Consider the following 14,670-nt stretch of genomic DNA (forward strand, 5'->3'; position numbering starts at 1 on the left):
ATAGGCGGGGATGTTCATTTTAAGATTGACTTAGCTTTGTAAAGTCAAACGTCGTTATAGGTGCTGCTTCTTCAATGTCGGAACGGAAGCCGGCGAGCATCGCCTTTTCTTCTTCTCCGATGTCAGCCAAATCAAATGCTTGATGCAGCAAGCCATAGATCAGCATGTGACGTAAACGAAGGAAATCAGGAATATAGGCAAGCCACTCATCTCCAAGTTCATTCTCTTCACGATAGCCTTTTAGGAACTGTTTCATAAAGTTTCCTGCAAAAGCAGCTTTGTCTTCGTATGGAATTACTGGGTACCACAAGACATTGTATAGCAAAATACTAATGTCATTCATAAACCAGTTGTACCCAATATCATCGAAATCGAAGGTCGTAATTTTCCCTTGATCCCAGTGGAAGTTTCCGTGATGAAGATCCGCATGAACCAATCCGTACGTATCTTGATTTTTCGGAAGCTTTGCCAGCTTTGCCATCAACCGATCCGCTTGTTCGAAAACAAGGGTCTGATCTGCCGGTACATATTTACGCAGTTTCAGCTGCTCCTCTTCATCCCACTCTTGTCTTTTGTAACGCGGGTCTGACAAATGATAGCTTTTTGTCAGTTTGTGCATGCGACCTGTGTACTGTCCAAGGGCATAAAATAATTCATCGTTCCAGTCCGCCTCTTCGACTTTACGACCTGGTGCTTTTTCATAGACTCGAAGCAGAAATGCGCCGCCCTGCCCATCGTCTACTTGCTCGATATCACGGCCATTTAATGAAGCAATTGGTTTCGCAACGGAAAGTCCGCCCTTCGCTAAGTGATGCAGCCATTCCATTTCACCTAAAATATAATCAGGTGATCTGCGGATGGTATGAGTAATTTTTAAAATGAAAGACTCTCCATCTTTTTTTAGTTCATACACATAGTTTTCTGCATCTGCGATAAAGTGGATATCACTTCGCTTGACCCCGTATAAATGAGTAGCCTCATCTAAAATTTTTGATTCTTCATATATGGCTTTTACATCTTTATGCATGCTGATTCTCCCTCTTCATATATTTTGCTAATTCGCGAATGGTGTGTTTTTCAGCAAAATTCAAATCATCAACATACCAACCCTTCTTTTCAATCTCTACTTCCATTTTGACAGCAAGTAAAGAATTTCCTCCTAAATCGAAAAAGTCGTTGTCAATTCCTACTTTTTCCACATGAAGAATGTCACACCAAATGTCTAAAAGTAATGCCTCACGTTCATTGGTTGGCTGTGCATAAAGTCCTTGATCCTGTGTAACTTCTGTCGTTAATAATGAACGTAGACTATCTTCATCATGTACCTCAAGGGCTTTTACATAACCGCTATGCAGCGTTTGATCTGTTTGAACCGTTTCCCATGTAAAACCTTTAGAAGCGAGATGACTTGCTGCCTCCATCTTGTGACCCTCTTTTTCTTCAGTCGAGTGCTGAGGAGGTGACAGGTGACCGGCGATTTGAATGTGATCACTCAATGAACCGATTTCCGCCACTTGTATACGATACGTTTGCTGCCCCTCGATCTTCTGGATCTGTTGCTCTTCCATAAATGACTTGAATAGTTCATTACGTCCGGTCGATACAAACGTAAATTCAATGGAAGAAAGCTGGTGCTGACGGCTGTATTCGGCGAGCCATGTCAGACATTTTTGCTCAATCCCTTTCCCTAGAGCACGGCAGCTTAGCATCCATGCATCAATTTTCAAGGTGTCGCCTGCATGATGAGCCAAGATCGCTCCTACAATCCCTTCATGACTGAAGCGATCTGCTGCCTCAATGAGCCAGCCCTGAACATGCGCATTTTCCATCCGCTCTTTCAGCTGCTGTTCATCAAAGTGCTGATCATTTAAGCGGAATTGGTTAATGCGGCTGCTCATTTGTGCCACACGCGCAAGGTGCTGCTCTCCCCACTCTGTTATATTCAAGTGCAAGTTCAAATCTTGTAAAAATTGTTCCATTGACGGCGACTCTGCTTTCTCTTTTTGACGAGCTTTTTCAGCCTTGTAGCTCATGGTTCGCCCTCTATCCTCATCCGTCACATCATAACGGTCAAAAGCCCAAGCATGCTCAACAAATAATGGAATGGCTTTTTCATTGGCAGGTAAGAGCAATGTCATCACTTCTGGCAGCTCTTCATTCATTCGCAAGCACTGAGCTGGGTCATCATCTAAGAAAATAAACTGAGATAATGAAAGGTTCAGTGAATCTGCCATTTCTTTTAGATGTCCCGGTTTACTTTCCCAATTGATCCGCCAGTCGACAATATCGTCTTTTTGTAAGACCATATCTGGGTGGTTTTCAAACACACGCCACACATCTTCTTCATTATTTCTGCTGCTTAGCACAAGCAGCATTCCCTCTTGTTGTTTTTGCTTTAAGAAGCGCTGAAGCATTTGATGTTCTGGCGTAATGTCGATGCCTTCCACACCGTCTTCTGAAACAATACCTCTCCACAGCGTATGATCACAATCAATGGCCACTACTTTAAATGGTGCACCTTTCCATGCCACAATCTCTCGCGCGACTTTTGTACCGATGGCACCGCAAAAGACTTCAGTGAATGGGAGATGTGCGGCTTGCTCTGTTTTTTCATCAAAAATGTCATCGAGCTGATATTGCTGAGCAAGCTGACGACAGTCGATCAACTGAACACCGCCTATCTCAGATAACTGAGCAATCCACTCTTTTTCCACGTCTTGCAACGTGTCCCTAAGAGCCGCACTTATCGGGAGAATACCAACAAAATATAGGTTATGTTTTGTTTTTGATTTCAGAACGTTTACAAGTTCTTCTGCATGCTCTGAAGCCAGTTTTTTCTTTTCATCCAGTGAGAGATGGGCTGGACCAGCGATATCCTCTAGACGAATGAGGAGAAGATTTGCACCGTTTTTCTTCTGTGAGATAAGGCTACGCTCATTTAACAGCTCCTGATACACCTGCCCATACGGTGCAAACTGAATATCGAACTGCACATCAAACTGCTTGGTCCAATACTGAATGTAAGGAGCAACTGGATCTGCTGTAAATGTCGAGCTGATAGTGAGCACAAGTGGTTCTTTTTTCTCTGCACGATCTCTTTTCTCTTTTGCTGCTTGTTCTTCTTCCTGTGAAAGCACAGCGAAATCCTTGAGCAGTTGATCTGGTGTTTGAACAGCTTGTTCGATCAAGTGCTGGAAGTGCTTGACGAAAGCTTGCATCGTCTCATGTTTAAACAGAGCAAGGTTGTATTGAAGGACGCACTTTAACTCACCCGTTACCTCTCTGACAACATCCATTTTCATATCGAGTTTGGAAATTCCCTTTGCAAACTCATGCGTTTCAAAGGTCAGTCCATCAGCTTCAATTTTAATATTCGGATCGTATTCATTGTGATAGATAAGCATCGTATCAAAAAATGGATTGCGATGCGGCCTTGTTTTTGGATTCAAATGCTCGACCATTTGGTCAAACGGGTATTCTTGATGGTCGTACGCATCGAGTAGAACTTGTTTTGTCTGTACCAATTGTTCTATAAAGGATGCTTCTTGTGCCATGTCTAGTTTGATTGGCAGGAAGTTCGTAAACATCCCAATCGTATGCTCAATATCTGCATGACGTCTTCCAGCCACAAGAGAACCGACAATCAGTTCTTGCTGATCGGCATAACGTGAGAGCAGCAGGCCATAAAGCTGGAACAAGATGACGTTATTGGTCAGCTGATATCGTTCAGCGAGCTGTTCAATTTTCTCAACGATGTGCGGTTCAATATTAAATTTGATCGCTCTTCCCAAAAAGGATTGTTCCTTTCGTTCAAAATCATATGGCATTGTCAAAGTCGGAACATTTGAGCCCATTTGCTCCTTCCAATAATCCTGCTGCTTTTGAAACATCTCGCTGCGGAAATATTTGTCTTGCCACACTGCATAATCTTTATATTGCACAGTAAGTTCCGGCAAGGTTTCCCCGCGATAGAGCTCAGTAAATTCTTTAATAAAGATGTTCATGCTCGCTCCATCAGCGACAATATTATGCATATCAACTAATAAAAGATGATCATCTTCTACAATTTTCACAAAACGCACACGAATCAATGGTGCAGCCTTTAAGTCAAATGGACGAATGAATTCATCGATTTGTGCTTCTAATTCTTGTTCATCAGCCTCAGTCATTTCAACAGCAAATTGAAAATCATCATGGACCCGCTGAACAGGTTCTCCATCCTTTAACTCAAAGGTCGTTCGCAAGGTTTCATGACGATCAATCAATTGCTTAAAGGTCTGTTCAAAGCGCTCGACGTCGATTTCACCTTTACATCTCAGAGCCATTGGCATGTTATATGAAGTCACTTGACCAATACGCTGATGAATGAGGAATGTTCGTCTTTGAGCGGCGGATAATGGGTACGTGTCTTTCTGTTCCACCTGTTCAATTTTGAAATATTGATGCTTCTCTGCCTTTTCAATGAATGCTTGGAGCTTCTCGATCGTCGGATTGTTGAACATATCTGTGAGTGTTAGTTCTACACCAAACTCTTTGTGAATTTGAGAAATAAGACCGGTCGCATTTAACGAATGTCCTCCAAGCTCAAAGAAGTGATCGTCTCTTCCCACCTTTTCAATACCTAAAATATCTTTCCACATCCGCTGTAATGTTGCTTCTATACCATTCGCCTCAGTGGATTGATATTGATTGCTTTCTTCTATTTCCTGCCCTTTGTTTTCCTTCGGCACAACCATTTGCACACCTGAAGGCGAGGATAACGCGGCTGTATCTCCCTTTTCAATCCAATATCTTTGTCGTTCAAACGGATAAGTTGGCAGGGATACTTTTTGATTCGATTTCTGTTTTCGTAATTTTGTCCAGTCCACAGGCACTCCTTGAAGCCAGATGTCACCCAATCTTCCCAGCAGGTAGCGGTCATCTGCTGCCTCTTCTTTCGGGTGACGCATCAATGGAATCGGCTGCTGATGGTGATCCTTTGAGACTTGACGAATAAAGGCGCTTAACGTATTCCCCGGTCCAACTTCAATAAAAATGGGATCAAGCTCCGTTAATAATGTCTCTGCTCCATCACGGAAACGAACTGCTTGCCGCAAGTGATCAGCCCAGTATGCTGGATCTTGCACTGCTTCATGTTCAATCCACGTACCTGTGACGTTAGAAATATACGGGATAGATGGCGCATTCAATTGATACTCAGCTACCTTTTCTTTGAATGATGGCAGGATATCATCCATCATTTTTGAGTGGAAGGCATGAGAGGTGTGAAGCTTTCTGCACCCATGTCCAGCTGCCTCCAGCTTCTCAGCGAGTGCATCAATAGATGCCGTCTCACCAGACACCACACATAACTCAGGTCCATTTACTGCCGCAAGTGAAAGGTCATCCGTCAAATATGACAGCACTTTCTGTTCACTCAAAGGTACGCTCAGCATAGAGCCTTTTGGAAGCTGGCTAATCAGCTGTCCGCGATAACAGACGAGATCTACGGCATCTTCAACAGACAGTAAACCAGATACGGCAGCAGCAGTGTATTCTCCAATACTGTGACCGATCATCGCCTGCGGTTTGATGCCAAAATGCATCAGCAATTTAGCCAAAGCGTATTCCATACTAAACAGAAGCGGCTGTGTATATTCGGTTTGGTTAATCAATTGAGGATCATCACTTGCTTCTGTTGAGAATAAAATACTGAACGGGTCAACTGAGACATGCTGTTTGAATTGATTCAAGCATTGATCCAGCGCTTCCTTAAAAACTGGATACTTGTCATAAAGCTGACGCCCCATGTCCACATACTGAGATCCTTGGCCTGGGAAAAGAAAGACGATTGGCCGGCTCGATGTTTGAGAGCTGGCCGTCTTGACCACCTCTTTTGACCTTTGATTCAGCGCCTGTAACATGTCAGCTGTATCACTTCCAAGAATGACACGTTTATGCGGGAAATGATGGCGCCCTGTTTGCAGCGTATAGGCGACATCGCTTAAACGGATATGCTGCTGATGCTGAAGTAAATAGTCAGCAAGGCGATCCGTCATTTTTTCAAGGGCTGCCGGTGTTTTCGCAGATAATAAAAGAAGTTCACTATCTTCTGTGCGATCTGCTGGGACACGTGCAGCAGGTGCTTCTTCTAAAATGACATGAGCGTTTGTTCCACCAATCCCAAATGAGCTTACACCTGCCCTGCGAGGAGAGGCCTGCTCGCTCCATGGCGTCAAATCCGTATTTACAACGAATGGAGAATCAGCAAATTCAATTTTTTCATTCGGTGTTTCAAAATGAATCGTTGGCGGAATCACTTGATGCTTTAAGCTTAATACGGTTTTAATAAAGCCAGCGACACCTGATGCATCATTCAAATGACCAACATTTGATTTGACAGAACCAATGCGGCAAAAGCCTTTTTTATCTGTATCAAACGCTTGCTTGAGTGCTTCAATTTCAATCGGATCTCCTAGTGTTGTTCCGGTTCCATGTGCTTCAATATAAGAAATGGATTCAGGTTCAACCTCGGCCATTCGAAGTGCTGTCTTAATAGCTGATACTTGGCCTTTCGTACTCGGTGCCGTATACCCTACTTTTCTATTTCCATCATTATTAATAGAAGATCCTTTAATGACAGCATAAATGTGATCGCCGTCTTCAATTGCATCCTCTAAATTTTTTAAAATAACAGCTCCTGCACCATCTCCAAAAACGGTTCCATCTGCTTTATTATCAAAAACGCGGCAGTGACCGTCGGAAGAATGGATCATTCCTTCTTGATATAGATAACCCGATTTTTGCGGCAGGCGAATGGACACACCGCCTGCAACAGCCATATGACAGTCTCCGCTTAATAAAGCCTGAACAGCTAAATGAATCGACACCATCGAGGTCGAGCAGGCGGTTTGCACCACCATACTCGGTCCTTTTAGATTTAATTTATACGAAATCATCGTCGCCAAATAGTCACGCATATTTAGAACAGCAGCTTCCAGCGTTTTTGAATCCTCACCTTGAGCTGCCCCTTGAAGTGCTCTCATGACCCATTCTGTATTGATTCCTGCACCTGTATAAAGACCGATTTGCCCTTTATATTCAAACGGATCATACCCAGCATCTTCAAGTGCCGTCCAAACACATTCATGAAACAGTCTGAACTGCGGATCCATCATAGCCGCTTCCTTCGGAGTATAGTCAAAGAAATCCGCATCAAATAAATCGACATCGTCAAGCATCCCTTTTGCTTTGACAAAACGAGGGTTTTTCAATAAGGCTTCATCTGTACCTTCACTTCGTAATTCTTCCTCTGTAAAAAAGGAGATTGTTTCTTTTCCTTTTTTCAGATTCTCCCAGTATTCATCTACGTTTTTGGCACCTGGAAAACGACCTGCAAGACCGATAACAGCAATTTCTGCGCCATGATAGTGATTCGTTGTATCATTCATTCTCGATTCCGCCTCTCAATCTTTTATTCCGTTGCTGTTTAAAACGAGCTCTTCGATCACCTGATGTGACGACGGCTAGTTCTTCTTCCATCGTATCTTCCTTCGATTCCTCAGAAGGCTGAATATATTTTGCAAGCTCTGCGACAGATGGGTACGTAAACAAGGTCACCACGGCTTCATTTGTTTGAAGTGCTTGGTTTAACCGATTGGTCACTTGAACAATATCCAGCGAGCTTGCACCTAAATCAAAGAAGTTGTCGTGAATGCCCACTTGCTCCATGCCCATAAAATCCTGCCACACTTGACAGATCACTTTTTCAGTTTCATTTCGAGGAGCCACATACGGATTGCCCAGCTCTGGTCTTTCGTGCTTAGACACTTCATATGAATCCGCACTCACTACAGCCTTCGATTCTAATGACAGCCATTGATCTATCCGTTCTTCAAGATTTCCTGTGGACACGAGCATGTGACGATTCTGCCGGTTAGACAGAACATATTGGAACAGCTCAGCACCCTCTTCTGGTAAAATCGCAAGCTCATTAATCGATTCACCAATTGTGGATTCTAGCTCACCCCAGAAATTCCACGCATCCCAGTTCACACACATCCATGGAGTTTGACTATTTTGATTGAGTCTAGCTGCAAATGCGTCCATATATAAGTTAGCTGCTGAGTAAGCAGAGAATCCTAAGCCCCCGAGCAGTGCACTTATGGATGAAAAGAGGAGACAAAAATCCGCTTGTTCTTGCTCCAGCAGCTGCTCTAGCACATCGAGCCCTTTCACTTTTGATTGGAATTGATCCTCTCCCTGCGCCAGTGTAGATGGGATATCTTTAATGGCTCGGAAGGATGTACTTCCTGGTAATCCTGCCGCATGGAACACACCATCAACGCCGCCATGCTTTTTGCGAATGATTTCAAAAACATGTTTCATCTGCTTAAGATCTCCTGCATTCGCCTGCACCGCTTCTACTGTTGCACCTAATCGTTCAAGCTCGAGTACCTTCTTAATTCTCGTACGCTGCGCTTCATCGGCATTCTCTTGTTGAACATATGACGCCCATTCATCTCTTGGCGGCAATGCCGTTCTTCCTGTTAAATAAAGATGAACATTTCCTTCTTTCGCCAGCATCTTTGATAGAACAAATCCAATGCCGCCTAAACCACCCGTGATGAGATACACACCATTTGGCCTGATCAGTTTCGGAAGTCCATCATCTTTTTGCAGCGGCAAACGTTTGTAGCTCTGCACCCAGCGTTGACGATTGCGATACGCTACAAGCTGGTCTTTTCCAGGCTGCATAATTTCCTGTCCAATAAGATCGACAAGCTCCTGTTCCTTCCAAGTCATAACATCCGGCACATCTTCCACATCGATATTCCAGCATTTAATGTGATGGTATTCCTGTGAAATGACTTTAACCGGCCCAAGCATTGCGCTTTTCTCTGCACATATCATCTCATTCCCTGTAACTGGCTGAATTCCGCTAGTGACAGTAAACAAACGGCATTCTCGAATATTTTTTTGTGCAGCAATCGCTTGAGATAAGAAAATTAAGCTGTAATAGCCCTTTTCAATGTGCGTCTGAAAGGCAGCTTGGCGATTCAATCCGTCCTCTTCTTTCGCAGATTCCCATAAATGCAGAATCCGATTGATATTGATACCTTTATTAGACAATGAATCTAGCATGTTTCTGTAGTGCTTACCTTCTGCCGGATTGATCGTAAACGCCTGCTCCAGCTCTTGATAGACCTCACCCTTTGTGACAAAAATGACCTTAATTCCTTGTTCTTTGAATGATTGTGCAAACAGTTCATGAAAGGCATCCTGTTCCTTGAAAATGAGCCACGTTTGCTCTTCTGGTTCTTTTTCGAAAACTGGTTTTAGCGGCTGCTGCTCCCATGAAGGCAGATAGAACCATTCTTCCATCTCTTTTTTCTTCGTTTCCTTAGGAATGGACAGCTGCTGAGAAGCGGGCTTTCCTGCTTCAATCCAATATCGTTTTCGTTCGAATGGATATGTGGGAAGCGATACAAGCTGTCGTTCCTCTTGAGTTGGACGCGGCTGCGTTTTGACCTCATAACCGCCTGCCCATAGCTCTCCTATACGTTTTAAGAAATACGCATGGTCATCCGCTTGTTCCCTTGCATGCCTCACCATATTTAGGACATCATGATGAGACTCTTTGTTTTCATGACGTTTCGCTAATGCCGTCAAGCTGTTTCCAGGTCCGACCTCAATGAGAGCTCGTACTTCATCGGTTAACAGCTGTGATAAACCTTCATGAAAACGAACGGTTCCACGCAGATGGTTGGTCCAATAAGATGCTGTCATCACCTCTTCATTTGTCGCCCAAGTGCCTGTCACATTTGATATGAACGGGATCGTCGGCTCATGCAGTTCTACTTTCTCTACGAATTGTTGAAACGCCTCAAGCATCGGCTCCATCATATAGGAATGAAAAGCATGAGAAGTATGGAGCTGTCTTGTCACAATTCCTTTGTCCTGTAATTTCTTTTCAAAAGCGGTGATATGCTCTTCTTTACCAGAAACGACACAAAGGTCTTTTGCATTGACTGCAGCAATCGAAAGCGATTCATCGATGATCGAATTCAGCTCCGCCTCGGGTAATTGCACACTAAGCATGGCGCCTTTTTCCATTCCTTGCATCAATCTGCCTCTTGCCATTACGAGTGTTAATGCTGACTCCAGAGAAAAGACCCCTGACAAGCAAGCGGCAACATATTCGCCGATACTGTGCCCAATCATTGATTCTGGCTCAACACCGCTATGCTGAAGTAATTTTGCTAATGCGTACTCAAATATAAAGAGAAGCGGCTGAGCATTTGACGTTTTTGTGATGTCTTCATTCGTTTCATCCTCTGGAAAAACAATGCCTTTTAAATCAACTTGCTCCGTCTCCATTACATATTTGAAGCATCTATCCACTTCCCATTTGAACACTGGTTCTGCATCGTATAATTCGCGCATCATGCCAGCATATTGAGCACCTTGACCTGAAAACATAAAGGTAGCTTTACGCCATTTTTTGCTTCGGAACACACTGGTTTCAAGCTGTTTTTGCTGCAGCCATTCATCAGCAGACGCAAGCACGATCGCTTTTCGGTATGGAAATTGCTTTCTGCCATAACGCAATGTATAAGCAATATCTTCAAGCGGAACTTCAGGATGCTGTATCACATACTGCTTTAATTGATCTGTCATTTTCGCTAAAGCGGTATCCGTTTTTGCAGATAAAACGAGCAGCTGCTTTTGCTTAGAAGCTGACTTTTGTTTCACTCGTATGCCTTCTTCTATGATCATATGGGCATTTGTCCCGCCGATACCGAAAGAACTAACCCCTGCTCTTCTCGGCTTATCTGATTCCTTCCAATACAGCGCCTTTTGATTCACATAAAACGGTGTATCTTTAAAAGGAATCTCCTGATTGGGTGATTCATAATGAATGGTTGGCGGGATCGTTTTGTGCTGAATAGCCAAAATGGCTTTAAACAGACCTGCAATCCCTGCCGCACTATTTAAATGTCCGACATTACTTTTAACTGAACCGATTGGGATTGTCAGCGGCTCTGTTCCTTTGAACACTTGGCTAAGGGCGGATACTTCAATTGGATCTCCCATTTTTGTCCCCGTACCATGCGCTTCTAAATAACCGATAGACGCGGGATCTATACCTGATTTTTCATACGTTTCTTTTAATACCTCTGCCTGCCCTTCCACACTCGGAGCGGTAAAACCAGCTTTTCGGCTGCCATCATTGTTTACGCCAACCCCTTTGATGACCGCATGAATCGGGTTGCCATCTCTTATCGCATCTTCATAACGTTTTAACAGAACGATCCCCGCTCCATCTCCGAAAATGGTTCCGCTCGCCTCTTGGTCGAACGGACGGCAATGGCCATCTTTTGATTGAATCATTCCATCTTGATAAATATAGCCGATATTTTCTGGAGAACTAACCGTCACACCTCCAGCCAGTGCTGCATCACATTCTTGATTCAATAATGCTTGACAGGCCATGCCAATGTTGACAAGTGAGGTCGAACAAGCTGTCTGCATCGTCACACTAGGCCCGTGTAGATTCAATTTATAAGAAAGTTGCGTACTAAAGAACTCACGATCATTTAACAGCATTGCGCTGAATTGCTCGGTTGCTTCCATTTGATGTGCAAAGCGTGTCAGCCATTCATGATTTGGGCTTGTTCCTGTATAAACTCCAATTTTCCCTGCCATTCTATCAGGGTCACAGCCAGCATCCTCCAGCGCTTCCCAAGCACATTCATGCAAGAGCCTGAATTGTGGATCCATTAGCTCTGCCTCTCTAGCAGAATAGTTGAAGAAATCTGCATCAAAACCTTCAATTTCTTGTAAACGTCCTTTTGCTCCAATGAAATTCGGATGCTGATAGACTGACGCATCCAGCCCTGCTTTCTTGAGTTCTTCTTCTGTGAAAAAGTGAATCATTTCCTCGCCATTCACAAGACGCTGCCAAAAGTCTTCTAGCGATGAAGCCCCTGGGAATCTTCCTGCCATTCCGACAATCGCAATATCTGAATTTTCCTGTGATGTATTTCTTTTTGGGAAAGAAGCTGGTGTTTGCTCACGTTCCGTTTGTTCTTTAAATAAGTATTCAGAAAGACTTGCAACTGTAGCAAATCGATACAATTGAACAGTGTCAATTTGTTGATCCAATCGCTCAGAGATTTTTGCTGCAAGCTGAGATATATCAAGTGATGTCGCACCAAATTCAAAAAATGGCGAGTCATCATCCATTTGATCAAATCCAAAATGAGTTTGAACAATGGTGTGAATATCTTTTTGTAAAGAGGCGAGTGAAGGAAAGTCACGCTTCACAGCCTTCGGCTTTTGTGGTTCAATAGCTGCCATCGTTTTTGTTTGTACAGAGAAATCTGTTTTATGAAATGGATAGCCTGGAAGCGGAATGCGCTGCCTATTCTTCTCCTCTGTTAAAGGAAAAGCTAAGTCGACCCCCATTTCCCAAAGAACACCTGCGACTTGCATCAGGTCTCCATCAAGTGGTTCGGTTGTTTTTTCTGCTCCCTTTTCAACCACAATTCCTTGTTTCTTTGAAAGATCAATCATCAAGGCTGTTGATTCTTGCTTGAACAAAGGCGATTTTACAGGCTGTTCTATATCAAGGAAACGCATTGCAGATGATGGATCGAAAGCAGTTAGTTCCTCCCCTGTCTGCGCAATGTAAACAGGCTGTTGGAGTGTCTTCTGAGGCAATGCAGCCAGCTTTTGATTGATCATCTGGTTGTCATGAAGGCGGTATACAATAGATGCCGCCTCTGTTAGCTCAAGTCCATCTGCTGCACATAAAGCTGTCCACACCCCGCTGCCCTCTCCAATCCATACGTCTGGTTCAATTCCGAGTGATCTTAGCTGACTGGCAAAAGCCGATGTCATGATCAGCATAGCCACTTCTGCGTGACCGTTTTGTTTGAAATGGAACAGATCGTCTTTTTTAATAGGTATCACGGATTGGACGAGGCTCATTAAACGATCCACTTCTGTTTTAAATGAAAGATCTTTCTCATACAGCTTGATGTAATCACGTAATCCTGCTTCATGAAAACCAGTCAGCCTCATGTTTATCCGCTTATAAAGAAGACTTTCTCTGCCTGGCGTCTCTTCGTTTAGCACATGCAGCTGTTCTAATAATTCATCACGTGTGGAACAGACAAGCGTTTTTCGATATTTGAAGGCTTTTCTTCCCCTTTGTAAGGTATAAGCTGCTTGACCAAGTGAGAGTTCATGATGTGAGGAGACATATTCCTTCAAGTTTTTTGTCATGTTCTTCAAATCATGCGTTGATCTGGCTGACAGCACGATTAATTCTTTGGACGAGGTCGTGCTGTTTGCTTCTCTCGGCTTTGCCTCTTCTAAGATGACATGGGCATTTGCTCCCCCTATACCAAAGGCACTGACTCCAGCTCTCCTTGGCAAATGAGACGTCTTCCACTCCTCTTTATCTGTTCCAACATAAAATGGCGTTTGATCAAATGGAATACGGTGATTCGGCTTCTCAAAGTGCGGCATTGGAGCAAATTGTCGATGATGCAGCATCATGACTGTTTTGATAAAACCAGCGACACCGCTGGCGGCATCTAAATGCCCAATATTAGCTTTGACTGACCCAAGTCGGCAAAAGCCTTTTTGCTCTGTTTGAAAAGCACGAGTAAGTGCCTCAATCTCAATCGGATCTCCAACAGGCGTACCTGTTCCATGTGCTTCGATATATGAAATTGTCTCTGGCCCTGTTTCGGCCATTTCTAAAGCAGATTCAATGACACTTGCCTGTCCACTGACACTTGGGGCTGTATAGCCGACTTTGTTGCTTCCATCATTGTTCGTTGCAGATCCTTTTACAACGGCATAAATAAAATCTCCGTCTTCTATCGCATCTTTTAACCGTTTTAGTGCAACAACGCCTGCACCTTCACCAAAAATGGTCCCTTTTGCCTTTTCATCAAACGGACGGCAATGTCCATCAGGGGAATAAATCATTCCTTCTTGGTATTGATATCCTGTGATCTGTGGCTGATGGAGTGTGACGCCCCCCGCTAGTGCAAGGTCACATTCGCCGCCGATTAATCCTTGGCAGGCCATATGGATAGCAACAAGCGACGTGGAGCAAGCCGTTTGCACTGATACACTTGGGCCTTTTAGATTTAATTTATAGGCAACCCGGGAAGCGAAGGAGGGGTCATTGAGATGCATGATTTGAAACACATCTTCATTCTTTTCAAGAGACGACATATGCTGCCCCATCCACGATAAATTGCTAGATGCCCCGGCATAAAGGCCAATTAACCCTTCGTATTGCTCAGGCTCATAGCCAGCGTCCTCTAGCGCATGCCACGTGCATTCGTGCATCAATCGAATTTGCGGGTCCATAATGGATGCCTCTCGCGGAGAGTAGCCAAAAAAGTCTGCATCAAAAGAAGATGCATTTTCTAAATATGGCTTCGCCTTCACATAATCAGACCGTTTTAACAGCGTCTCATCTACACCCGCTGCCTTTAATTCTTCATCAGTGAAAAACGTAACGGATTCTTTCCCTTGCGATATATTTTCCCAAAACGATTGGACATTCGGTGCTCCGGGAAACGTACCTGCTAATCCTACGACTGCAATTTCAAGTCCAGATTCGATCCATTGCTCTTGATCAGACATACGCTGCATTTCTCC

3 protein-coding genes are annotated in these 14,670 nt (G+C 43.8%); all 3 read right to left on the reverse strand.

Annotation, left to right across the window (positions count from 1 at the left end):
- Window positions 1–19 precede the first annotated feature (19 nt).
- From M1D84_RS15505 to M1D84_RS15515, 3 genes are read right to left on the reverse strand one after another with little or no spacing between them, the layout of a single operon-like run.
- Window positions 20–1,027 (reverse strand): phosphotransferase enzyme family protein, encoded by a 1,008-nt coding sequence (locus tag M1D84_RS15505; RefSeq protein ID WP_024424545.1) that lies wholly within the window; start codon window positions 1,025–1,027, stop codon window positions 20–22.
- Complete coding sequence (locus tag M1D84_RS15510) at window positions 1,020–7,430, reverse strand: HAD-IIIC family phosphatase (protein ID WP_440179644.1); 6,411 nt, start codon at window positions 7,428–7,430, stop codon at window positions 1,020–1,022. The genes M1D84_RS15505 and M1D84_RS15510 overlap by 8 nt, the downstream gene beginning before the upstream one ends.
- A complete protein-coding gene (locus M1D84_RS15515; RefSeq protein ID WP_213404883.1) occupies window positions 7,423–14,655 on the reverse strand; it encodes a type I polyketide synthase in 7,233 nt (2,410 codons plus the stop codon). The genes M1D84_RS15510 and M1D84_RS15515 overlap by 8 nt, the downstream gene beginning before the upstream one ends.
- Between the last annotated feature and the right edge of the window lie 15 nt (window positions 14,656–14,670).

This window comes from Bacillus sp. PK5-006 (genome assembly GCF_054161415.1).

Excerpts from the sequence above, each read along its gene's own strand:
- M1D84_RS15515 (WP_213404883.1), bottom strand. The coding sequence starts at position 14,655 with ATGTCTGATCAAGAGCAATGGATCGAATCTGGACTTGAAATTGCAGTC.
- M1D84_RS15510 (WP_440179644.1), bottom strand. The coding sequence starts at position 7,430 with ATGAATGATACAACGAATCACTATCATGGCGCAGAAATTGCTGTTATC.
- M1D84_RS15505 (WP_024424545.1), bottom strand. The coding sequence starts at position 1,027 with ATGCATAAAGATGTAAAAGCCATATATGAAGAATCAAAAATTTTAGAT.